Genomic DNA, 22,978 nt, shown 5'->3' with positions numbered 1-22,978 from the left:
CTCGTGGGATGGGCCGTGGCAGCCGACTCACTCGCCGCCGTACTCCTTCTCCATATCATCCCCCTTGGCGGCCGACGCCTCCGCCCCCGCCCGGATGATGTCGCGCAGCCCCTTCTCGTCGAACGTGGTGATCGCCTGTTCCGTGGTGCCGCCCGGACTCGTGACCGCCTGGCACAGCGCCGCGGGATCGGCGTCCTGCGGTTCCAGCAGCACGCCGGCGCCGGAGACCGTCTCCTTGGCGAGCACGCGCGCGGTCTCCGGGTCCAGCCCCAGGGCCTCGCCCGCCTGCTGCATGGCCTCGGCAAGGTAGAACACGTACGCCGGTCCGGAGCCGGAGACGCCCGTGACCGCGCGGATCAGGTGCTCGGGGACCTCCACCACGGTGCCCACCGCGGACAGGACGTCCTCGACGCCCGCGAGCTGCTCGTCGGACGTGTGCTCCCCCGCGGTGACGGACAGCGCGCCACGCCCCGCGCTCGACGGCGTGTTGGGCATCGAGCGCACCACCGGCTGCCCCTCGGGAAGCGCCTTCTGCAGGGCCTCCAGGGTGACGCCGGCGGCCACGGAGACCACCACGGTCTCCGGGTCCAGCGCGGGGGCGATCTCCCGGGCGAGATCCAGGATCGCGTACGGCTTCACGCCGAGCAGCACGATGTCCGCGCCCTGCACGGCCTGGGTGTTCGCGTCTTCGTTCTCCTCGCCCGCGAAGACGGTCACGCCGGTCTCCTCGCGCAGCTTCTGCGCCGACGACGTCGAACGGGTCGTCGCGCGCACGTCCGCGGCATCCGTGCCGCCCGCCAGCACGCCCCGCAGAATGGCGCCGTTCATGGATCCTGTTCCCAGGAAGGCCAGGGTGGTCTCGCTCATCTCAACAGTCCTCTCGGTACGCGACGCGCGCTCCAGGCCCCACCTTTCGTGACCGGCCGGTGGGCCCGGGGCCGTCATGCTCACGGTCTCGTCCACGACGCTATCGCGCGGCGCGCCCCACCGCGACCGGGGTCCTCGCCCTCTCAGGCCTCCAGCGCCAGGTGCACGATCGGGTAGGGGCGCCCGGCCTCGTCGGTCTCGTCGCGGCCCACCGTGCGGAAGCCGTGGTGCTCGTAGAAGCCGCGCGCGCCGGGGTTCTGCTCGTTGACGTCCACCCGGGTCACGCCCTGGGTGGCGACGACGTGCGCGAGCAGGGCGCTGCCCACGCCGCTGCCCCGCTGGGAGGCGTGCACGAAGAGCATCTCCAGGCCGCCGTCCACGGTGCCCGCGAAACCCACGGGTGCACCGTCCCGTTCAGCCACCGTGAGCTGCACGGCCGGGAAGTAGTCCCCCTGGAGGTGGGACGCGATCTCGTCCCGGTCGGCGTCCGCCAGGAAGTCGTGGGTCGCATCCACTGCGCTGCGCCAGATCCGCGCGAGCGCGGGGTACTCCCCCGGTCCGGTGACGGGCCGCAGGCGAACTGCGGAACCGCACGCGGCGTCGTCGTCGCCCGGCGAAGCGGAGGCCGGGGGCTCGGAGGCCGCGGCCGCTGAGGATTCCGATGTCATGATGCTGTTCCTTCCACCGTCATGTGCCGCCGCGCGAAGGCGAGGGACTCCGCAAGCCACTCGTCGCGCTGGTCGGCGTCCCGGGACTTGCGCGTGGAGACCTCCACGCCCACCACGCCCTGCCAGCGCTGGTCGCGCAGGAACTCCAGCGTCTCGGCGACCGGCTGCACACCGTGCCCCGGGAGCAGGTGCTCGTCCGCGAGCGTCTCCCCGGAGCCGTCCGTGAGGTGCACGTGGCCCAGCCGGGTGCCGAGCTCCTTGACCGCCGCGAGGGAGTCCATCTTCGCGGTGGCCGCGTGGGAGAAGTCCCACGTGACCCACTCGTAGTCCTGGCCCAGCGGGCTGTAGTGCGGCGAGTAGACCACGGCCTCCCGCCCGGCCACGCGCCACGGGTACATGTTCTCCACGGAGATCTTGGTGTCCGTCATGCGCGAGACCTCCCGGACGCCCGCCACGAAGTTGCGGGCGTACTTGCGCTGCCACCGGAACGGCGGGTGCACCACCACCACCTCCGCGCCCACCTGGTGGGTGAGCTTCGCGGCCATCTGCACCTTGGTCCAGGACTTGCCCCACACCTGCTGGGTGAACAGCAGCGTGGGCGCGTGGATCGTGGAGATGGGGATCTGGTACTTCTGGACGCTGTCCAGCAGCTGGTGGGTCAGCTGGCTCATGCGCTCGTGCGTCACGAGCACCTCCACGCTGTCATAGCCCAGCCGCTGGGCCGCCTCGAAGGTCTCGGGCACGCCCTGCGGGTACAGGGAGCTCGTGGACAGCGCCACGTGCGGGCGGTACTCGGCGTTCTTCTCGCTCATGAGCTGGCCACCAGGTCCTTCGGGTCGACGGTCTCGCTGGCGGAGTCCCGCACCAGCCGGTCCATGCGGCGCAGGATCAGACCCTCCCGCAGGGCCCACGGGGAGATCTGCACGGTCTCGATCTTGAGCACGTCCATGGCGGTCTCCGCCACGATCGCGCCCGCGACCACCTGCGCGGCGCGCTGCACGGACACCCCGGGCAGGTCCGCGCGCTCGGCCACGGACATGGCCTCCATGCGCCGCGTCCACAGCCGCAGGTCCTCCAGGTGCATCACGCGCTGCACGTAGGGGCCCTGGGCCGACGGCGCCGCACCACAGATCCGGGCGAGGGAGCGGAACGTCTTGGACGTGCCCGCCACCAGGTTGGGGTGTCCCCCGGCCGCGATCCGGTCCGCCGCCGGACGCAGCGTGGCCCGCACGTGCTTGCGCAGCGCCTTGAACTGGGCGGGAGAGGCCACGTCCGCGCCCGCGAGGTAGGCGCGGTACAGCCGCCCCGCGCCCAGGGGCACAGAGGTGGCCACGGTGGGCAGCGCGTTCGTGCCGATGGCCATCTCGAAGGAGCCGCCGCCGATGTCCAGGTCCAGGATCCGCCCCGCGCTCCACCCGAACCAGCGGCGCACCGCGGAGAACGTGATGGCCGCCTCCTGGTCCCCCGACAACTCCGTGAGCGTGACACCGGAGACCGACTGCACGTGCTCCAGCACCTGCGCACCGTTGGCGGCCTCGCGGATCGCGGACGTGGCGAACGCCAGCAGGTCCTGCGCCCGGTGCTCCACGGCGAAGTCCCGCGCCTCCACCACGAACGCGGTCAGCAGGTCCCGGCCCTCGTCCGTGATCCGGCCCGACTCGTCCTGGTGGTCCACCAGGCGCAGCGCCACCTTGTGGGACGCGTACGGCTCCGGGCGGGACCCGGGGTAGACGTCCAGCAGGAGCAGGTGCACCGTGTTCGAGCCGACGTCCAGGACGGAGAGCCTCATGCTGTTCCTTCGCTTCGGTCGAGGGCGTGCGGACGCTCCCGTGAGCGGCCGTGCCGGGGCCCGCTGGGCGACGGGCCCCGATGGAGCAGGGTGCTACTTCTTTGCCGCGGCCTTGCTGGCGGCCGGCTTCTTGGCGGCAGGTTTCTTGGCTGCCGGCTTCTTGGCCGTCGCGCTCTTGGTGGCCGTGCTCTTCGCGCGGGTCCGCGAGCCGGACTTCGCCGGGGCCGGGCCCTTCGCCCGCTTCTCCGCGAGCAGCTGGGATGCACGGGCCGCGGTGATCTGCTCGATCGCCTCGGCGCGCGGGACCGTCACGTTGGTCTCGCCGTCGGTGATGTACGCACCGAAGCGGCCCTCCTTGATGACCATCCGCTTCTCGGTGAGCGGATCCGCGCCGAGGTCCGCGAGCGGCGGCCTGGCGGCCTGGCGCCCCCGCTGCTTCGGCTGGGCGTAGATGGTCTTCGCCTCGTCCAGGGTGATCGTGAAGATCTGCTCCTCGGAGGAGATGGAGCGCGAGTCCGAGCCCTTCTTCAGGTACGGGCCGTAGCGGCCGTTCTGCACGGTGATCGTCTCGCCGTCCGTGTCCTCGCCGAGTTCGCGCGGCAGGGACAGCAGCTTCAGGGCGTCGTCGAGCGTGATGTCCTGCAGGTTCATGGATGAGAACAGCGACGCCGTCTTGGGCTTGGGCTTCTCGATCTTCTTGGGCTTGGGCTTGCCGTTCTTGTAGTACTCCGTAGGGATCGCGTCGAGCTCCTCCTGCGTGGGCTCGGGCACGATCTCGGTGACGTACGGACCGTAGCGGCCGTCCTTGGCCACGACCATCCGGCCGTTCTCCGGGTTCACGCCCAGCTCGCGGCCGTCCGCCTTGCCGATCTCCATGAGCTCCCGCGCCTTCTCCGGCGTCAGCTCGTCCGGGGCGAGGTCCAGGGGGACGTTCGCGCGCACGGGGTCGGTGATCTCGCCCGTCTCCGGGTCCACCGCGCCGCCGGACTCCAGGTAGGGGCCGTACTTTCCCACGCGCAGGGTGATCTCGTCCGTGACCGGGATGGAGTTCACCGCGCGGGCGTCGATCTCCCCGAGGTCGTCCACGATCGGCTTGAGCCCGGGCTCCTCGGGGGTGTCCCCGAAGTAGAAGCCGGTGAGCCACGCAACCCGTTCGGCCTCGCCGCAGGCGATCCGGTCCAGGTCGTCCTCCAGCTCCGCCGTGAAGTCGTAGTCCACGTAGTCCGAGAAGTGGTCCTCGAGCAGGCGCACCACCGAGAACGCGAGCCAGGACGGGATCAGGGCCGAGCCGCGCACCTGCACATAGCCGCGGTCCATGATCGTGGAGATCGTGGCGGCGTACGTGGAGGGACGTCCGATGCCCAGCTCGTCCAGCGTCTTCACCAGGGACGCCTCGGTGTAGCGCGCCGGAGGGGTGGTGGTGTGCCCGTCCGCGGTGACCTCGGAGGCGTCCAGCGCGTCCCCCTCGGACATCACGGGCAGGCGCTTGTCCTCGTCCTTCTGCGACTTCTTCCCGGAGTCCTGCGCGAGCTCCGGGTTCACGTCCCGGCCCTCCTCGTACGCGGCCAGGAATCCTCGGAAGGTGATGACGGTTCCGGAGGCCGAGAACTCGGCGTCGTCCCCGGCATGGTCGCCCGCGGCCGCGGTGGCCGCGGCCCCCAGGCGCACGGTGGCCGTGCTGCCCTTGGCGTCCTCCATCTGCGAGGCCACGGTGCGCTTCCAGATCAGCTCGTAGAGTTTGAACTCGTCCACGGACAGCTGCGAGCGCACCTGCGACGGCGTGCGGAAGCGGTCCCCGGCGGGGCGCACGGCCTCGTGGGCCTCCTGGGCGTTCTTGGACTTGGAGGCGTACACGCGCTTCGAGGCGGGCACGAACTCGGCCCCGTAGAGCTCCTTGGCCTGCGCCCGGGCTGCGTTGACGGCCTGGTCGGACAGCGCCACCGAGTCCGTTCGCATGTAGGTGATGTAGCCGTTCTCGTACAGCCGCTGCGCCACCCGCATGGTGGTGCGGGAGGTGAACCGCAGCTTGCGGGCCGCCTCCTGCTGCAGCGTGGAGGTGGTGAACGGGGCCGCCGGACGGCGGGTGTAGGGCTTGGTCTCCAGGGAGCGGACCGCGAAGGCGGCGTCCTGCAGCCCGGCCGCGAGCGCCGTCGCCACCGTCTCGTCGAGCGCGACCGGCCCGTCCGCGGCGGAGGACTTCAGCTCTCCGCGGTCGTTGAAGTCCTTGCCAGTGGCCACGCGGCGAGCGTTGAGGGAGCTCAGGCGCGCGCTGAACGGGCGCCAGGCGTCCTGGCCCTCCCGGCGGGCGAACTGGCCCGTGAGGTCCCAGTAGTCGGCGGGGACGAACGCGATCCGCTCCCGCTCGCGCTGGACCACGAGTCGCGTAGCCACGGACTGCACGCGTCCCGCGGAGAGCCCGGAGGAGACCTTGCGCCACAGTACCGGCGAGATCTCGTAGCCGTAGAGGCGGTCCAGGATGCGCCGGGTCTCCTGGGCGTCCACAAGGTCCTGGTCGATGTCGCGCAGCTGGCCGAAGCCGCGCTCGATGGCCTCCTTGGTGATCTCCGGGAACGTGAGCCGGTAGACCGGGACCTTCGGCTTGAGCACCTGGAGCAGGTGCCACGCGATGGCCTCGCCCTCGCGATCACCATCCGTGGCGAGGTAGAGCGCGTCCGCGTCCTTGAGCTTGCGCTTGAGTTCCGTGACCTTCTTCTTCTTGTCCGGGTTGACCACGTAGTACGGGTCGAACTCGTGCTCCACATCCACGGCGAACTTGCCGTACGGACCCTTCTTCATGTCCGTGGGCAGCTCCGAGGGCTGGGGCAGGTCGCGGATGTGGCCCATGGAGGACTCCACCTCGTAGGCGTCCCCGAGGTACCCCGCGATCGTCTTCACCTTGGACGGTGACTCCACGATCAGCAGGCTCTTGCCCGTACCGGCGTTCTTGGTGGCCTTGGATGCCAATAGTGCTCCTCGTCATGACCCGCGCGTCCTCGCCGGGTCTGTTCCTGTTCCTCGCGCTCGGTGCCCCACGACGGCGCCCGGGTCCTTCCCGGGGCCGGTGCCGTGCCGCTCCCGAACCGTCAGCGTACGGTACGCACCGTCACGCCGGGTCAGAGCCCAGGGTGAACTCTCGTCCCGTGGCGTCGTCCGGCTCAAGGACCACGAAGTGGAACTTCTCGGTGGGCGCCCACTGCTGCAGGGGCAGCTGCTCGGCCGCCTCCAGCTCTGCGCGCGTCTCCAGCCGGCGGGCCCGGCCGTGGACCACCGCGGACTCCACGTGGCCGTCGCGCACCCGGTCCACCTCGAACGCCACGTGGTTGTTCACCACGAGGCTCGCGAGCTTGGTGCCCTGCGCGGTGCGGAAGAACAACCTGCGGTGGCTGACCACGTGGTTGACCGGGAAGATGTCCACCAATCCCGCCGCCTGCACGGCCAGACGGCCGTACGGCAACTCGCTCAGCAGCTCCCACACGCGCTGGGAGTCCATGGTCTGAACGGGATTCGCATTCTCACTCATGGGATCAGTCTTACACCTCCACCAGGAAGCCGTGCTCGATCAGGGCTTTGATTTCGCGCAGCAGCTGGGGCGCCGGGCCGACCTCCCAGCCGAGCAGCGAGCCGAGCGCCGTGAGGATTTGACGGGCGCTGAGCTCCCCGTCGCACACCCCGGTGAAACCGGCGGCCTCGCTCGAGAGGATCACGGTGCGCCGCAGCCCCGCGCCCTGGCGCAGCAGGATGAGGGCTGGGTCCTCCGCGCCGGGCGCGCCGTGGCGCTCCTCGGTCACGTCCTGCGCGACCGTGTAGTGCCGGTCCTGCCAGCCGTCGTGGGCGGTCCCGACGAGGTCGTGCCCGGCGGCCGCGCCCGACTCACGCTGCCTGCCGTGCCCGCCGTCGTCGACCGTCCCCTTGGCGTGGGCCGCGGCGTCGCCGAGGTCGGCGACCTCGTGCCCGGCGTCGTCATCGACCGCGAGGCGCAGCATCCGGTCCCACTCGGCTGCCAGGGCCGGGGCGATCGGCTGCTGGAGGGGGTGAGGGATGCTCTCGAAGACGCGCGGTGCGGGAGCAGCGTCCTCGAGAGTCGGGCGGTAGAGCCACACCATGCCGAAGCCCACCGCCGTGACGCCGCGGGAGTGGAAGTCCTCCAGGTAGGCGCGGTAGGCGGCCTCGTACTGGGCGAGGTCCCGCTGCTGCGAGGCGTCGCGCAGCCACGTCTCCGCGTACTCGCACGGGTCCTGCAGCTCGCGCTGGATGAACCACGCGCCGATTCCCGGGGCGATCCAGGACGCCGGGCGGCGGGACCACGTCTCCTCCGGGCCGGCGTCCGGATCGGCGGGGATCTCCCAGTTCGCGAGCATGTGCGCCGTGCCGCCCGGGTTGAGCACGTCCGGCAGCGAGCCGAGCAGGTCGCTGACGAGGCGGTCCCCGGGCAGGCCGCCGTCGCGGTAGGTGTAGCGCTCGGCGTCGTCGCCCGCAGTGCGGGGCGTGATGACGAACGGCGGGTTGGAGACCACCATGTCGAAGCGCTCCCCGGCCACCGGCTCCAGCAGGCTGCCGCGCCGCAGGCTCACACGGGCATCGAGGTCCTCCGGGTCCAGGCCGAGGGCCTCCGCGTTGAGGAGCAGGTTGAAGCGCGTGGTGGCCAGGGCACGGTCGGAGATGTCCGTGGCCGTCACGTGGTGGGCGTGTGAGAGCAGGTGGAAGGTCTGGATCCCGCAGCCGGTGCCAAGGTCCAGGGCGCGGTCCACCGCACGGCGCGGCGTCGACTGCACGAGCGTGGTGGAGGCCCCGCCGATGCCCAGCACGTGGTCGTGGCGCAGCACCCCCGGGCGCTGGAACGCACCGAGGTCGCTCGCCACGAACCACTCGTCCGAGGCGTCCGTGGCGTAGGGACGCAGGTCCATCGTCGCCAGCAGCGCGTCACCGGAGGGAGCGCCCTCGACCAACCCCAGAGCGCGCAGGCCCGCCGCACCCACGGTGGGCAGGGCGGCGTCGAGCGCCGTTGCCGGGACGGGATCCCCCAGCAGGAAGAAGGAGGCGAGAGTCGCCAGTGCGGGGGCCCGGTGGCCGTGACGCTCCAGCGCGCGCCGGGCGGGGACGGCCTCGTCCCGCGACCACGCGGACATCGCCTGCTCCCCGACCAGCTCGGTGACCCCGTCCACGGTGAACCCCGCGGCCGTGAGGTCCGTGTGGAGTTGGCGCAGTGCAGCGGCGTCGTCGGAACGCGGAGCGCCGGGGACGGTGTTGAACTCGGGTGCGGCGCCAGGATCGGGGGCAGACCCGGACCCGGGGAAAGCGCTGGGCTCGGGACCCGCGCCGACGTCAGAGAGGGCCCTGGACTTGGGGCCGGTGCCAACCTCGGAGAGCGCGCTGGGATCGGGGAGCCCCGCGTCACGCTGGGCGCTGCCGTGCTGCGTGTCCGCCACCCTCAGTGACCCAGGCGGAACTTGCGGCCGGTGATGCGCGTGGGGGTGATCTCCACGAACTCGATCTTCTCGGTGTCCAGCCACGGCCGCAGCCCCAGCTCCTCCACGTGCTTGATCTGCTCCGTGTCCGTGATCATGGCGGCGGTGCCGCGGACCACCACGGAGTGCGCCTCCGAGCCGGCGGCACGGTCGATCTCCACGGTGACGTTCGGGTTCAGCTGCAGGTGCAGCACCTTGGTGCCCTTGGCGGAGCGGAAGAACAGCTTCTCGCCGTCCGTGACGATGTTCAGGGGCGTGATGTCGATCTCGTCCCCGTCCCGGGTGGCCAGGCGCGCGAAGCGGGACTGCTTCAGCAGCTCCCAGCTCTCCTGCTCGCTCAGCTCGGTCACGGGCGGCGCCTGGCGGGAGTCGTCCCGCTCGTGCGCGATGTTCATGGGGTGCTCGGTGTTGTCCATGTCTCCATGATTCCACGCACGGGCCCTGAGCGGGCGGCGCGCAGCACCCCGTTCTTCGCCCGCTTCTTCGCCCGCCGCGGAAGAGGGCACCGCGGGAGCCGGTGGCGAGGATCCGGGCGGCGCGCTGGGTGACAATGAGGGGATGACGACGTCGCAGGAGATGGTGGACCTGCTCGGCCGCGGTCCGCGCCCCGAGCAGGTGCGCCACGTGCGCGAGATCCCGGAGCAGCAGCCCACCCACGCGCCGTGGCCCGCGTGGCTGCACCCGGACGTCGTCGCCGCCTACGAACGACTCGGCATCCACGAGCCCTACGCGCACCAGGTCGCCGCGCTGGAGGCCCCCCGGCACGCGATCGTGGCCACGGGAACGGCCTCCGGCAAGTCGCTGGTCTACCAGTCCCTCGTGCTCGACGCCGTCCACCGCGGCAAGCTCGCCCTGGCGCAGCGCCCCGGGATGCTGCACCACCCGGACGAGGCCACCGCGCTGTACATCTCCCCCACCAAGGCGCTCGCCGCGGACCAGCTCTCCTCCCTGCGCTCGCTGCGCTTCGAAGACGTGCGCAGCGCCACCTACGACGGGGACACGGACCCCTCCGAGCGGCGCTGGATCCGGGAGCACGCGGACGTGATCCTGTGCAACCCGGACATGCTCCACCATGCGGTCCTGCCGCACCACGCGGGCTGGTCCCGGTTCTTCCGCCGGCTGCGGTACGTGATCGTGGACGAGGCCCACTCCTACCGCGGTGTCTTCGGCTCCCACGTGGCGGTGCTGCTGCGCCGGCTCACGCGGATCGCCGCGCACTACGGTGCGTCTCCGCAGTTCATCGGGGCCTCCGCCACCAGCGCGTCTCCACAGGAGTCCTTCGCCAAGCTGATCGGCGCGGATCCCGCAGACGTCACCGCCGTGGAGCGGGACACCTCCCCGCGCGGTTCCCGCACCGTGGTGCTGTGGGAGCCGGAGCAGTCCCCCGGCGGCTCGGACAACGGCGCCCCGCGACGTCGCACGGTCACCGCCGAGGCCTCGGACATGCTCACCGACCTGGTGCTGCGCCAGATCCGCACCATTGCGTTCATCCGCTCCCGCCGCGGCGCGGAGACCATCGCGCAGAACGCCCACCGGCAGCTCGAGGAGGTGGACGCCTCCCTCGGGCACCGCGTGGCGGCCTACCGCTCGGGATTCCTGCCCGAAGAGCGACGGGAGCTCGAGCAACAGCTGCGGGACGGGCGCCTGCTCGGGGTGGCCAGCACCTCCGCGCTGGAGCTCGGCATCGACATCGCGGGGCTCGACGCCGTGCTGGTCGCCGGGTGGCCCGGCACCCGGGCCTCCTTCCTGCAGCAGATCGGCCGCGCCGGGCGCTCCGGACAGCACGCCCTCGCGGCGCTGATCGCGGGGGACGACCCCCTGGACGGCTACCTGGTCAACCATCCGGAGGCGATCTTCGACGTCCCCGTGGAGGCCACCGTCTTCGAGGCGTCCAACCCGTACGTGCTCGCACCGCACCTGTGCGCGGCGGCCGCCGAACTCCCGCTGCGCCCGGACGAGCTGGCGCACTTCGGCCCCACGGCGCACGACGTCGTGGACTCCCTCACGAACGCCGGTCACCTGCGACGTCGGCCCTCCGGCTGGTTCTGGACCCGCTCCGAGCAACCCGCCGCGATGGTCTCCATCCGCTCCGGGGACGGCGGGCCCGTGCAGATCATCGACACGGACACCGGATCCGTGCTGGGGACCATGGGTGCTCCACAGTCGCACTACCAGGCGCACCCCGGCGCGGTGTACGTGCACCAGGGCCGCACGTACCTGGTGGACGAGCTGGACGAGGAGCTGAACGTGGCCGCAGTGCGGCGCGCGTTCCCGGACTTCTACACGGTGGCCCGCGACGTCACCGAGGTGCGCGTGCGCTCCGTGGCGGACACGGTGTCCTGGGGTCCTGTGACCATCCACCGAGGAGAGGTGGACGTGACGACGCAGGTGGTCAGCTACCAGCGCAAGCTCACCGCCTCCAACGAGGTGGCCGGGGAGGAGCCGCTCGAGCTCCCTCCGCGGCAGCTGTCCACCGTGGCCACGTGGTTCACGGTCTCCGGCGCCCAGATGGCCTCGATGGGCATCGAGGAGCCGGACATCCCCGGGGCGCTGCACGCCGCCGAGCACGCGATGATCGGGCTCCTTCCGCTGCTCGCCTCGTGCGACCGCTGGGACGTGGGCGGCCTCTCCACGGCCCTGCACGTGGACACCGAACTGCCGACGATCTTCGTGCACGACGGCCACCCCGGCGGTGCGGGCTTCGCCGAGCGCGGCTACGACATGTTCCGGCGCTGGATCACCGCCACACGGGACGCCATCGCGCAGTGCGAGTGCGAGTCCGGGTGCCCCTCCTGCGTGCAGTCGCCCAAGTGCGGCAACCGCAACAACCCGCTGGACAAGGCCGGGGCGTTGAAGCTGCTCAACGGGGTGCTGCGCTTTGCACCCGTCGAGGAGCCACCCCGCCGGGGCCCGACGGACTGAGGACGCCGTCACGGCTCGCCCGCCGGAGGACCCGCGCGGGAGACTCCCGTGGCAGGCCCCAGACCCGGGAGCGGCTGCGGCAGCTCGATCGTCGCGGTGACGTCCACCGAGGTGTTCTCGGGTGCCACCACCGAGCACTCCCCGAGCTGGGCGCCGTTCTCCTCCGCCACCCGCGCGGCGACGTCGCACGGGATGCCGGGGCTCAGGCCCCTGGCGACGTCGGCCGCCGCCAGCGCGGAGAGGTCCGCGGCCTTCGCCGCCCGGTGGGTGAGGATTCCCGCCTGAGCCACGAGCAGCAGCGCGATGAGCAGGAAGCACAGTGCCCCTGCAATGGTCATGCCGTGGACCGTGCCGGATCCGGCGTCGGGATCGCCCGGCCGTGGTCCGCGTGCCGCGGATCGCCAGCCGCGCGGACCTTCTCCGTCGCAGCTGCGGCATTGGCTTCCCTGTCCCTGGAGCGCCCGTCCGACCCCGCCCGCCTCGTCCTCACGGCCCGGCACTGTCGCCTCCGGTGTCGTCGACGGCGGCCGTCGCCTCCGCGCTCAGCCGCCAGCTGCTCCACTGGCCCAGGACGCCCGGGGCGGGTCCGCTCACGGACACCGTGACCCGGTCCTCCGCGGCGGAGACCCGCACCGCGGCGTCGTCCCCGGCGACGTCGTGTGCCGCCCGTTCGACCACGACGGCGTCCTCGCCGCGCGCGGCTGCCCGGGCGGAGGCTCGCGCGGCTTCCTCGTAGCGGACGGTCGTGGCACCCGCCGCGGCGGCGGCGAGCAGGACGGCAAGCAGCAGGATCAGCGCGGGCATGATGACGGCGGTCTCCACCGTCACAGCCCCGTGGTCCGGAGCGTGGTCCGGGGCGCGGTCATGGTTACGGTCGAGGTTGGTGGCCGGATGGTGGTCGACGCCGTGGCCCAGGCTTCGGTCGAGGGTGCGGTCGGAGCCGTGGTGCGGGTGGGGCTTGCAGCTGTGACCGAGGTGGCGTTCGGACACGCGGTCCCGACTGCCCGGTGGGTTGCCCCGTCGCGCCGATGGTGGATGGTCCATGGTCTTCCTCCCGTGGAACGGCAGTCACGCCCTTCTTCTGCGGGGGCGGCCGCCAGGTGTACGGATTCCCGGGACCGTCGCGGGGCCCGCCACCCGTGGGTGGGGACCGCGCGACGGGTACCCGGGCAACGACGTCGTCGGCCTCAGAACGAGAGCGCCTTCTGGATCATGCCGAGCAGCATTCCGGAGACCGAGTCGGAGGACAGCACGGCCGCCATGACCCCGCCGAACGCCGCGGCCGCCAGCACGATGACCGCGTACTCCGCGGTGGAGGCGCCCAGGTCCGGGTCGTCGGAAGACAGGGCCCGCGGCACACGCGCCAGCGCGGTGCCGCCAGATGCGGGTCCGCCCGCGGTGGCGGGTGCTCCACCGCGTGCGGGGACGGACGCAGCGGCAGGCCCGGCGAGCGCGGTGACGGTGTGCACCTCGGTACCCGTGGCCGCGTCGAGCAGCCGCAGGTCGATGGTCTCCATCGGGATCTCGGTCCCTGCAGCGGGGGCGGGACGGTCGGTGCGGACGGGGGGAAGGGTGAGCGTTGACATGGTGGTTCTCCTTGCGTGGTGTGGGGTGTGCGGTTCGTGTGGGGCGTGCGCTGAGGTGGATCGTGGGTGGGGCCGTGCGCTGCGGTCTCTCCGGGGCGGTCCGCGCCCCAGCCCGGTCGGGTGCCTCTGCGGCCGGATCATGATCCGAACACCCGGGGCAGCAGGCTCATGAGCACGGGCACCACGCCCCAGCACATGAACGCGGGCAGGAAGCACAGGCCCAGCGGCAGGACGAGCTTCACCGCGAGCGCTTCGGCCGCCCGCTCCGCGCGGCGGTACTGGGCACGTCGCACGAGTTCGGCCTGCCCCCTCAGCACGGACGCTGAGGCCGTGGCCGACGACGCCGTGAACTCCAGCGCGTCCCGGAAGTCCCGCAGGTCCCGGGAGAGTTCCCGGTCCGCGGGCCAGGCCTTGTCCCAGGGCAGACCCAGACGCAGCGCGGCGGCGGCCCGGGCGAGTCCCGGATGGGCGGTGCCAGCGCAGCTCTCGGAGAGGATTCCGACCGCTTCCGACAGTGGCAGCCCGGCATCCAGCTGGCAGGCCGTGAGCTCAACAAGGGCCGCGGCGGGCAGTGCCGGTGCTCCGTGCAGTGCCGATGCTCCGTGCAGCGCCGGGGCACCCTGCAGGGGCACCTCCGATCCGGTGCTCCCCCTTGAGACGTCAGTGGGTGAGGACGCGCTGCCGTGACCGAATTCCGGCCTCCGTCCCGAGGTCGACGCCGACTCACGTGACGGCGCAGCCCCAGAGCGCCGTGCGCCCTCCAGCACGGATCCCCCCAGAACAGCTCTCCCCCGCGCCGCCCTCTCCGTGGATCGTGCGAGGTGAGTGCGGCGCGGCAACGGCAGGAACCCGCCCGGGCGTCGTCGTGCCCGGAGGCCCGGCACCCGTGGGCCGGGAGAGAGCCACAGGAGCATCCCGCACGCGCCCAGGGCGCCGGCGAGCAGCGCGGCGATCACGGTCCCGTCACCGACTCGGCACGGTGCAGCAGGGCACCGGTCCACAGCCGCCCCGCAATGCTCAGCGCAGCCCCGGCGGCGAGCGCGAGGCGTCCCCACGTGGTGGTCAGCAGCGTGCTCACGGGATCGGTGCCCATGAGCATCCCGAGGCCCAGGGCGAGGACCGGCAGCCAGGAAAGGGTCCGCACGGTGACCCGCGGGCCGGCGAGGGCGCTGTCCCGGGCGGCCTGCGCGTCCAGCTGGGACTCCAGGGAGCGGGCGACCCCCGCGAGTGTCTGTCCCAGGGGAGCCCCGGAGCGTTCCGAGATCTCCCAGCAGGCCGCGAGCTGGGCGCACACCGAGCGGGCGGTCCCGGCGAGCTGACGGTCCCCCACGGCAACGGTGCCGTGGGAGAACCTGGCGAGGCCCGTGGAGACGGGAACACCCACCCGGGCGGCGGCGTGCACGTCGCGGCACAGGCGCGCGATCCAACGGCCCGTGGGATCGGCTGTCGGGGAGGTCGTCGCGAGATCCCGGAACACGGATGACGGCGACCGGCCGGCCTGCAGCAGTGCCGCGAGACGACGCACCGCGGTGACCCACTGCATGGCCTCTCCCGCGCGGTCGCGGCGTCGCCACCGGGTGAACAGGGACGGCTGCTCGGACGCGTCCGACGGAACCTGGGTACCACCGGCGAGGACCCGCACGCGGCGTCGGGAGTCCGCGGCACCGGTCAGCACGAGTGCCGCGGCGAAAAAGAGTGTGCCCATGAGGACGGCGAGGGTCATGACCCCTCCCGTCCTCGGGCCAGCAGCGTGGCGAGCCGGTTCCACCCGGGGCCCTTGACCGGCTGCCCGTGCTCCACGGTGAGGGCGGGCAGGGTGCTCAGCACCCCGTCGTCGAGGGCCAGCGTGCACACCGAGTCCAGCCGCCGCCCGGCAGGAGTGCGGCTGACGTGCGCCACGAGGTCCAGGGCACTGGCTGCCTGCAGGTCCACCGCAGCGCGGTCGAGTCCCGCGAGGGAGCCGAGGGCGGCGAGACGCGCCGGAACCGCCCGGGCGGAGTTGGCGTGCACCGTCCCGGCGCCGCTGTGACCGGTGTTCAGGGCGGTCAGCAGGTCCCGGACCTCGGCGCCGCGGCACTCCCCCACCACGAGCCAGTCCGGTCGCATCCGCAGGGCCTGCCGAACGAGCTCGGTGAGGTCCACGGCTCCGGCGCCCTCCACGTTCTCCTGGCGGGACTGCAGACCCACCACGTGCGGGTGGCGGGGGTCCAGCTCGGCGGCGTCCTCCGCGAGCACGAGCCGCTGCTCGGGCGGGCAGTGGGACAGCAGGGCGGAGAGCACCGTGGTCTTCCCGGACCCCGTCGCGCCGCTGATCATGAGGTTCGCCCGCGCGGCCATGGCATCCGTGAGGACGTCCGCGAGGAACGGGTGCACCGTCCCGGAGGCGACGAGGTCCGCGAGCGAGAGCCGCTGCGGGGACCGGAACCTGATGGACAGCAGGGTCCCGCCGGTGGAGACCGGCGGGATGACGGCGTGCACGCGCAGCCCGGTGGCGGTCTGGACGTCCACGCACGGGTGGCCGTCGTCGAGCCGTCGGCCCGCCGCCGTCACGAGCCGCACCGCGAGCGCCCGCACCTCCGCCTCGGAGGTGAACGGGCTGTCCACCCGGCGGATCCCGTCGTGGGTCTCGACGAAGACGTCCTCGTGGCCGTTGACGTAGACGTCGCTCAGGCCCGTGGTGGGCAGCAGCGGTTCGAGGGGACCGAGACCCGTCAGCTGGGCCTTCACGTGCTGGGCGGCCCGCACCGATCCCACGGCTCCGAGCACACGGCCGGTCTCCCGGACTGCCCGGGCGATCCGGGTGTCGGTGATCGCGCCGCCTTCCGCGAGGAGGCGTTCGCGGACCTGGGCGACGAAGGCGTCGTCGAGCTCGGTGGCATCCCCCCGGGTGCCGGCGGCGTTCACGACAGGTCTCCCAGGGCACGCGCGATGCTCGACACCGCTTTTGCGTGGCGGCCACGCCGACCGCGGCTCAGGACGGTGCCGTCGCCCAGGTGCTGCGGCATCCGGGGGTCGAAGCCGATCGTGGCCGCGCACGGAACACCCGGGGTCTCCGCGAGCACGCGGGCCTCCAGATCCGCCACGTTGAGCCCCGCCAGCGCGGTCACGACGGGGGCGGAGCCGCAGCGTCGCACGGTGTAGTCCGCAGCGAGCGCGCCACGGACGGTGCGCGGCGTCACGACCACGACGGCGTCACACCACCGTGCCTGCTCCTCCAGTTCCGAGCGTGAGAGGTCCACGACCTGCACGTCGGCGGTGCCCCGCAGCGCGGCAACCACCGTGGCCGCGGGAACCGTGTCCGCGTGGGTGGCCCGGCGGTCCCACGAGAGGTAGCGCAGGGCGTCCACGCGCGGCATGGCGGCCCACAGCTGATCCGCCGCGACGGCGCCGGAGAACTGGTTGAGCTCCGGCCACCGCAGCCCGTCGGCGGTCTCCTCCCCGAGCGCGAGGTCCAACCCAGCGCCGAGAGGATCGCCGTCCACCAGTGCGGTCCGCGTCTCATCTCGGGTGAAGTGCCCGGCAAGCCAGCACGCAAGGGTGGTGGCGCCCGCTCCCCCGGTGGCGCCGACGACGCCGTACACGCGCCCGAGCGCGACCGGCACCTCGGGCACCGTAGAACGGGAGATCAGCTCGGCGAGCCACGCCGCCGCGTGGGGCAGCACCACCACGGCCGAGGCGCCTCGACGCGCGGCGGTCTCCCACGCGTCGCCCTGCTCGGCGAGCGCCACGATCACGGCACCGCGGGGCACCTCGTCACCGCCCAGGGCGGCGTCCACGAGGAGCAGCCCCGACGACGTCGCCCGCGCCTGTTGGGCACCCGACGTCACCGAGAGCGGCACGCCCACGCCGATGCACACCGCCTCCACTGCTTCCGCGAGCTGCGGGGAGGTGCTGAGGAGATGGACCCCGCGTGCGGCTCCTGCGGTGGGGCCGGGAACGGTGGGGCGACGGGCCGCGGCCTCGCGCCCGGTGGGCTGTGAACGGTGCGCCGAGGTCTCGGCCCGGTTCTGTGCCGAGGAACTTCGCGCCGCGATCGGCGACGGAACGGAGAGCTCCCCGGTCCCCGCAGTGGCGGACGACACGGGCTCGGACGTGTCCGCACGGTGGGACCGACGGGTCCGGATGCCGGGATCTGTGAGGGGTGCGCTGGTCATGCCCCCACGGTGGCCGTGGTGGGACGTGACACGGCTCGGTGACTCCCGAATTGTGGGGCCCTGAGCTCTCACCGCGGTGGAGCGACGGCCTGTGGAGGAACACTGCCGCGGACGCCGGGCCGCGATGGAGCGGCCGGTGAACAGACCAGGACAAACCCCGTCCGGAAGAGGATGGGTGCCCGGCGCCGCTCAGCAGAACTCTGGCCGATCGGCCATTGTGGCCACCGCCACGAACCGCAACCATGGGTTGATGGACATCAAACCTGTGAACAGATCATCGGTGGCGAAAGCACTGGGATGGTGAACGCTCTACGTCGTCCTGGTGGTGCTAATTCTCTGGCGGATCCTGGGTCGGTTCGACGGCGTCATGACCGTTGTTCTCGTGGTCGTCGTGGTCACCACCGCCATCGCAGCCGTCGTTGCCCTGCGGGCGAAGAACCGGAGGGAGGACGGTGTGGAGATGACGGTCTACGGGGCCAGGTGTCAGGGCAGCACCGTCGTCACTCGTCCCGCAGATGACGTCCCCCGAGTGGTCAACGACGTGTGTCTCCACAACCCCGAGCTGGGACTTCGGTCAAACACCCCCGAGGGAGGGAGCATCACCACCGGCATCTCCTTCGCCTCCTGGGGTGAGCGCATCCGCTTCTCCGTGGAACCGTTGTCGGCCACCGAGTCAGAGGTGACGGCCACCTGCAGCCCGGTGTTTCCCCTGGTCATCACCAACTGGGGTCGCAGCGAAAAGAACCTCTACGCGTTCCTCCGAGCCGTCCATGAAACCCCGGCCCAGGCCGTCTCCACCCACCGGGGCGCGTAGCAGCGCGAGGCGAGCGAACGGCGTCGTGCCCCACTACAGGCACGAGGCGGTGCCGTCACCACCAGGCCCGCGTCGTGTCCGTGGGCCCGTCCAGTTCGGTGAGTCCGGCGTCCGTCACGGTGACCGGCCGCCGTGCGGCGTCCCACTCCGCACGCGAGGGGAACACCACGCGCACTCGGTAGTCGTCCTCGGCCCACCGCTCCCGCACGTCCGCAGGCACGGTCTCCCAGGCGAGCTGCGCGGCGTGCCCGCACTGCGCCGCGAGCTTCCCGCTCGAGATGCCGAGCCCCGGCGCCACCTCCACGGTCACCACGGCACCCGAGGACACCGAGTCGCCGTCCTCCGGGAAGTTCGTCCCCGAGACCTGCAGCTTGTGGAGGGCCTTCGGCAGCGGCTGCACCGGCGCCGGCACGAACGCCCGCACGATCGCATCCCCGTGATCCCCCGCCCCCTCCTGCCGCGCGGTCACACCGGGCAGCTGCTGGACGTCGTCCCACCGTTTGCCGTCAGCACGCCGCACGAGTTTGCGGATCTGCACGTCCCGCCACGTCCGCACGGCCTCGTGCCACGGCCCGCCGGGAGCGCTGCGCTCGTCCGCCAGCAGGGTCACGACGGCGCGCGCGGCCGCTTCCGCCACGTCCACCTCGCGCGCGGGGTTCGCGCGGTCCCTGTGCACCACCAGCTGCATGGCCCAGGGGACGTCCTGCTCGTCGTTCGGCTCGCTCGTCATGCGTCGAGTCTCCCACCGCCATCCGACGCCGACGTCCGGCGCCTGACGACGACGCCGCGGCGCCCCGGTGCGCGGGCAACGCCCCATTGCGCGCGCAACGCTCCGTGACGATAGCTTCGCCCAAGGGTGCGAGGTCCCTTATGCGTGTCGGGAGATCCCGGTAGACCGGGAGGCACAGGAGGAGCAGACAGGTCACGGGCCATCAGCGAGGACCGGTTCCCCGGTCATCCGCCGTGGCTGTCCGCTCCCGCCCAGCATCGAGGAGCAGCCATGAGCACTCTCACGGAGCAAGCCCGCAGCATTGCCACCCGCGCGCACCGGGGCCAGACGGACAAGTCGGGTGCGGACTACATCGACCATCCCCGGCGCGTAGCGAACCGGGCACGCCACTACGCCCCCGCGGGGCAGGAGGACGCCGCGGAGGTGGTGGGGTGGCTGCACGACGTCGTGGAAGACACCACCGTCACGCTCGACGATCTCCGCGCAGATTTTCCCGAGGAGATCGTGACCGGGGTGGACGCCATGACCAGGCGGCCGGGTGAGGAGGGAGACGTCTACTACGGCCGGGTGGCTGCTCACCCCCTGGCGCGTGCCGTGAAGCAGGCGGATCTGGATGACAACACCGCCCCCGCCCGAACCGCTCTGCTGGACGAGGAGACCCGCGAGCGACTGGCACGCAAGTACACCCATGCCCGGGAGGTCCTCGCCGCGGGGTGACGTCTGCGAGACTCGCTGTCGGACACCGACCGCATAATGAAGGCCATGCACATCGTGGTGGCCGCCGCCGAGCCCGGGACCTGGGTGCTGCGGGCGGTCTCCGCGGACGGCGAGCGCGCAGGGGATGACCTCGCGGTCACGGATGCAGAGTTTCCCCGTCTCGTCGCCAAGCGAGAGGAGGCCGCCCACCGAGCCGGCGTCGCGCCGCCGGTGTGGACGTGGCTGGACACCTCCGCCCCCGCCGCCCTGCTGAACACAGCGGGTGTGTGGGTCATGCGCTGCAGGGACCTCGGGCTGTGCTCCACCATCCTGACGACCGCGTCCACGGCTCCCGGCTCGGGCGCCACGGCCGCCCCCGCGCCGTCCGGCAGCACGGGCCCCGGTGCGACCTCGAACACCGGGAGTCCACGGGCGGGCGACGGGCGCCAGGGCACCACAACCGCCACGGATCCCGAGTCGAACGCGCCGCACCCGCTCGACTACCAGCCCGTCGTCGACCCCCCGGACCCCCGCCACGTCCCCGGCTCCCGCGCGCCGGTGGCCGCGAACCAGGGCTCGCTGTTCGCCGTCGCCTCCGAGACCGGCCCGGGCGTCGACGAACTGACCGCGGAACTCGCCGCCCAGACGAGGGCCTGTGCGAGCGCGCGCAACCCTGCACGGATGGAGCGCCTGCTCGGTCTCGAGTCGCAGGGCGCGCTGGTTGCGGAGGAGATGCGCCACCGCGGCATCCCGTGGAACGCGGAGGTCCACCGCGCGATCCTCGAGGACCTGCTGGGTCCGGAGCCCAGGGGCGAGGAGCGTCCCGCCCGGATGCAGGAGCTCGCCGAGCAGGTGCGCACGGTGCTCGCCGCGCCCACGCTGAACCCCGACTCCCCCGTGGAGCTGCTCAAGGCCCTGCGCAACGCTGGGGTGGACGTGGACACCACCCGCGCGTGGAAGCTCAAGGACTGGACGCTCGTCAACGGCCAGCCGCAGGAGCAGCGCGTGGCCGTGGTGGCGCCCGTGCTGGAGTACAAGAAGCTCTCGCGCGTCTTCTCCGCGACCGGCTGGCACTGGCTGCAGACGTGGGTGCAGGACGGCCGGTTCCACCCCGAGTACGTGGTGGGCGGCGTCGTCACCGGGCGCTGGGCCGCCCGCGGTGGGGGCGCGCTGCAGATCCCCAAGTACATCCGGGACGCGGTGCGGGCCGAGCCGGGCCGAGCGCTCGTCGTCGCGGACGCCGCCCAGTTGGAACCGCGCGTGCTCGCCATCCTCGCGCGCGACGACGCCCTGGCCGAGGCCTCGCGCGGCCGCGACCTCTACGCGTCCATCGCCGAACAGGGCCGGGCCCGCGGCACGGAACTGACGGAGCGCGCGGACGCGAAGATCGCGCTGCTGGGTGCGATGTACGGGGCGACGTCCGGCGCGGCGGGGCGTTTCATGCCCCAGCTGACCAGGCTGTTCCCCCGGGCGGTGGGCTACGTGGAGCACGCCGCGCGGGTGGGCGAACGCGGTCAGCAGGTCTGCACGTACCTGGGCCGCTGGTCACCCGCCCCGGGGCCGGAGTGGTTCGAGGTCCAGCGCGCGACCGACACCGAGGCCGGCGAGCGCCGCGCCACCCGTGAGGCCCGCAGCCACGGCAGGTTCTCCCGGAACTTCGTGGTGCAGGGCTCGGCCGCCGAGTGGGCGCTCGCGTGGCTCGGCCACATCCGCCAGGGCCTGCACCGGGCGGGTCTGGACGCCCAGCTGGTCTTCTTCCTGCACGACGAGGTCATGGTCGACTGCACCGCGGAGCACGCGGAACAGGTGCGGGAACTGGTGGTCGCCGCAGCCGAGCAGGCGGTGCGCACGGTGTTCGGCACGGTCCCCGTGGAGGTCCCGGTGGCGACGAACGTGGTCACGTCCTACGCGGACGCGAAGTAGCGGCGGACCGCCCCTCTATGCTGAGGTTTTCCGTTCCGGCACGTCGAAAGGCCATGACCTTCCCGTGGTCAATCCCAGGAACCCGTTCCGTCACCAGTCCTACCGGAAGTGGTTCGGCGCCACCACCTTCCTGACGATCACGTCCAGCACCAACCTGGCGGTCTCGCTGACCGTCATCGACGCCACCGGGAACGTGGCCGTTGCCGGCGTGGTGGCGGGTTGTCTCACGGCACTCGAACTCGTCGCAGGGATCGTGGGCGGAGGACTCGCGGACCTGCGGTCGCGTCGCACCCTCCTGAACCGGGCCGTTCTGGTGCTGTGCGCCGCCGATGTCGCCCTGGCCGCTCTGCTCGTGGCCATCACACTGGCGGACCTCGGCCCTTCATGGGGCTTTGCGACAATGCTCGTTGCGCTCATCGCAGTGGCTTCGGCCGCATCGGGGCTGTCCGATCCGGCACTGGACGGATCTCTGAAAATATTGATCACGCCCGTCGAGTACCCGCGTGCCATGAGTGCGGGGCACGCACGTAGCGCCACGCTGTCCATCGTCGGTTCACCCGCATCAGGAGCGCTCTACGGCGTTCTCCCCGCCCTGCCCTTCCTGTTGCGCTGCGTGTGCGATGGGGGATTCCTGCTGTGCCTGCGCGCCATCACTGTGGACCTGGGTCCCCCTCTTCTCTCAGGCGCTGACGCCCGAGGGCGCATGCTGCCCCGTCAGATCCTCAGCGGGTACCGCGAGAGTCTGCGCTACCTGGCCAGTGAAGCCGCACTGCTCCGCGTCCTGATCAGCGCCCCACTGGTGAACCTCATGGTGTTCTCCGCCACCACATGGGCCGTATTCTCCCTGCGTGCCGAGGGGATACCCGCGTTCCAGATCGGCCTGGTCATGGCCGGGTTCGCGGTGGGCGGGATCCTCGGCAGTGCCATCACGCCGGCCATCACAGATCACGTCCCCGCCGGGTGGACCGCCATCGTGGGACTGGGCTTCATGGTGGTGGCCTTCGGTACGTTCTTCGCTGTGCCGCACCGCCCTGCGCCCATGTTCGCAGTCGCGGTGGTGTGCATGCTGCCCTCTCCCGCGCTCAATGGTGGACTGTTTGGCTACGTGTTCGCCCGCACCGCATCCGGCATGCAGGGGCGTGTGCTCGCAACCTTCGGGCTGGTCGGCGGGCTGGCCTCCGTGGTGGCCCCAATGCTGTCCGGCGCCGCCGTGTCGGCCGGGCTGAGCACCGCCCTGGGCGTGGGCGTCTGTCTCCTGGGACTCGTGGGTGTCCTGCTGCTGGTGACGTCGCGGGCCGTTCGCACCATGCGTCTTGAGGGCCCCTGAGCGCGTCGTCACGCAGGGGACTGTGCACCGCGACTGT

Annotated in this window: 21 protein-coding genes; 5 read left to right on the top strand and 16 right to left on the bottom strand. The window is 72.1% G+C overall.

The features are described from left to right. Window positions 1-27: 27 nt before the first annotated feature. The 8 genes from proC to D8M39_RS04360 all read right to left on the bottom strand — a co-directional run bounded on the left by proC (window position 28) and on the right by D8M39_RS04360 (window position 9,205). The gene (gene proC / locus D8M39_RS04395) at window positions 28-867 is read right to left on the bottom strand and encodes a pyrroline-5-carboxylate reductase (protein WP_126874499.1); all 840 of its coding nucleotides are present in this window, start codon (window positions 865-867) and stop codon (window positions 28-30) included. Window positions 868-1,010: 143 nt separating this feature from the next. Continuing rightward, complete coding sequence (locus D8M39_RS04390) at window positions 1,011-1,535, bottom strand: GNAT family N-acetyltransferase (RefSeq protein ID WP_083482433.1); 525 nt, start codon at window positions 1,533-1,535, stop codon at window positions 1,011-1,013. Beyond that, window positions 1,532-2,347 (bottom strand): sugar phosphate isomerase/epimerase, encoded by an 816-nt coding sequence (locus D8M39_RS04385; protein WP_126874498.1) that lies wholly within the window; start codon window positions 2,345-2,347, stop codon window positions 1,532-1,534. The genes D8M39_RS04390 and D8M39_RS04385 overlap by 4 nt, the downstream gene beginning before the upstream one ends. Then, window positions 2,344-3,324, bottom strand: a complete 981-nt coding sequence (locus tag D8M39_RS04380) for a Ppx/GppA family phosphatase (protein ID WP_126874497.1) — start codon at window positions 3,322-3,324, stop codon at window positions 2,344-2,346. The genes D8M39_RS04385 and D8M39_RS04380 overlap by 4 nt, the downstream gene beginning before the upstream one ends. A gap of 93 nt (window positions 3,325-3,417) precedes the next feature. Beyond that, a complete protein-coding gene (gene topA / locus D8M39_RS04375; protein WP_126874496.1) occupies window positions 3,418-6,288 on the bottom strand; it encodes a type I DNA topoisomerase in 2,871 nt (956 codons plus the stop codon). A gap of 139 nt (window positions 6,289-6,427) precedes the next feature. Further along, window positions 6,428-6,844: a pyridoxamine 5'-phosphate oxidase family protein gene (locus D8M39_RS04370; RefSeq protein WP_055084392.1), complete on the bottom strand. Its 417-nt coding sequence runs from the start codon at window positions 6,842-6,844 to the stop codon at window positions 6,428-6,430. A 10-nt stretch (window positions 6,845-6,854) separates the two neighbouring features. Next, window positions 6,855-8,750 (bottom strand): methyltransferase, encoded by a 1,896-nt coding sequence (locus tag D8M39_RS04365; RefSeq protein ID WP_126874495.1) that lies wholly within the window; start codon window positions 8,748-8,750, stop codon window positions 6,855-6,857. Window positions 8,751-8,752: 2 nt separating this feature from the next. Further along, window positions 8,753-9,205 (bottom strand): pyridoxamine 5'-phosphate oxidase family protein, encoded by a 453-nt coding sequence (locus D8M39_RS04360; RefSeq protein ID WP_238693950.1) that lies wholly within the window; start codon window positions 9,203-9,205, stop codon window positions 8,753-8,755. A gap of 142 nt (window positions 9,206-9,347) precedes the next feature. Between D8M39_RS04360 and D8M39_RS04355 the strand changes: the two genes are divergently transcribed. After that, window positions 9,348-11,711, top strand: coding sequence for a DEAD/DEAH box helicase (locus D8M39_RS04355; RefSeq protein WP_055084387.1), 2,364 nt, complete (start codon window positions 9,348-9,350; stop codon window positions 11,709-11,711). A gap of 8 nt (window positions 11,712-11,719) precedes the next feature. On the opposite strand, the gene D8M39_RS04350 is transcribed toward D8M39_RS04355, so the two are convergent. From D8M39_RS04350 to ssd, 7 genes are all read right to left on the bottom strand, one after another. After that, a complete protein-coding gene (locus tag D8M39_RS04350) occupies window positions 11,720-12,211 on the bottom strand; it encodes an Rv3654c family TadE-like protein (protein WP_256386110.1) in 492 nt (163 codons plus the stop codon). Further along, on the bottom strand, window positions 12,198-12,701 hold the full coding sequence (locus tag D8M39_RS04345; protein WP_232300286.1) for a TadE family type IV pilus minor pilin: 504 nt from the start codon (window positions 12,699-12,701) through the stop codon (window positions 12,198-12,200). The genes D8M39_RS04350 and D8M39_RS04345 overlap by 14 nt, the downstream gene beginning before the upstream one ends. A 197-nt stretch (window positions 12,702-12,898) precedes the next feature. Beyond that, window positions 12,899-13,297 (bottom strand): DUF4244 domain-containing protein, encoded by a 399-nt coding sequence (locus D8M39_RS12935; protein ID WP_062628000.1) that lies wholly within the window; start codon window positions 13,295-13,297, stop codon window positions 12,899-12,901. Window positions 13,298-13,434: 137 nt separating this feature from the next. Continuing rightward, a complete protein-coding gene (locus tag D8M39_RS04335) occupies window positions 13,435-13,929 on the bottom strand; it encodes a type II secretion system F family protein (RefSeq protein WP_083482431.1) in 495 nt (164 codons plus the stop codon). A 320-nt stretch (window positions 13,930-14,249) separates the two neighbouring features. Further along, the gene (locus D8M39_RS04330; protein WP_055084382.1) at window positions 14,250-15,020 is read right to left on the bottom strand and encodes a type II secretion system F family protein; all 771 of its coding nucleotides are present in this window, start codon (window positions 15,018-15,020) and stop codon (window positions 14,250-14,252) included. Further along, window positions 15,017-16,201 (bottom strand): TadA family conjugal transfer-associated ATPase, encoded by a 1,185-nt coding sequence (locus D8M39_RS04325; RefSeq protein WP_126874494.1) that lies wholly within the window; start codon window positions 16,199-16,201, stop codon window positions 15,017-15,019. The genes D8M39_RS04330 and D8M39_RS04325 overlap by 4 nt, the downstream gene beginning before the upstream one ends. Continuing rightward, the gene (gene ssd / locus D8M39_RS04320; RefSeq protein ID WP_126874493.1) at window positions 16,198-17,451 is read right to left on the bottom strand and encodes a septum site-determining protein Ssd; all 1,254 of its coding nucleotides are present in this window, start codon (window positions 17,449-17,451) and stop codon (window positions 16,198-16,200) included. The genes D8M39_RS04325 and ssd overlap by 4 nt, the downstream gene beginning before the upstream one ends. A gap of 367 nt (window positions 17,452-17,818) precedes the next feature. On the opposite strand from ssd, the gene D8M39_RS04315 reads away from it, so the two are divergent. Further along, window positions 17,819-18,265, top strand: a complete 447-nt coding sequence (locus tag D8M39_RS04315) for a hypothetical protein (protein ID WP_126874492.1) — start codon at window positions 17,819-17,821, stop codon at window positions 18,263-18,265. A gap of 55 nt (window positions 18,266-18,320) precedes the next feature. Here D8M39_RS04315 and D8M39_RS04310 read toward each other — a convergent pair whose 3' ends face one another. After that, window positions 18,321-18,995: a hypothetical protein gene (locus D8M39_RS04310; RefSeq protein WP_055084376.1), complete on the bottom strand. Its 675-nt coding sequence runs from the start codon at window positions 18,993-18,995 to the stop codon at window positions 18,321-18,323. Between the two features lie 270 nt (window positions 18,996-19,265). Between D8M39_RS04310 and D8M39_RS04305 the strand changes: the two genes are divergently transcribed. The 3 genes from D8M39_RS04305 to D8M39_RS04295 all read left to right on the top strand — a co-directional run bounded on the left by D8M39_RS04305 (window position 19,266) and on the right by D8M39_RS04295 (window position 22,941). Next, the gene (locus D8M39_RS04305) at window positions 19,266-19,712 is read left to right on the top strand and encodes an HD domain-containing protein (RefSeq protein WP_126874491.1); all 447 of its coding nucleotides are present in this window, start codon (window positions 19,266-19,268) and stop codon (window positions 19,710-19,712) included. Between the two features lie 45 nt (window positions 19,713-19,757). Then, on the top strand, window positions 19,758-21,614 hold the full coding sequence (locus tag D8M39_RS04300) for a bifunctional 3'-5' exonuclease/DNA polymerase (RefSeq protein ID WP_126874490.1): 1,857 nt from the start codon (window positions 19,758-19,760) through the stop codon (window positions 21,612-21,614). Window positions 21,615-21,678: 64 nt separating this feature from the next. Continuing rightward, complete coding sequence (locus tag D8M39_RS04295; protein ID WP_094395083.1) at window positions 21,679-22,941, top strand: hypothetical protein; 1,263 nt, start codon at window positions 21,679-21,681, stop codon at window positions 22,939-22,941. The last annotated feature ends 37 nt before the right edge of the window (window positions 22,942-22,978 follow it).

This window comes from Kocuria sp. HSID17590 (genome assembly GCF_003989485.1).
GTDB lineage: Bacteria > Actinomycetota > Actinomycetes > Actinomycetales > Micrococcaceae > Kocuria > Kocuria salsicia.
The sequence above is the reverse complement of the archived record's forward strand: the minus strand, read 5'-3'. Positions and strand labels throughout refer to the sequence as shown.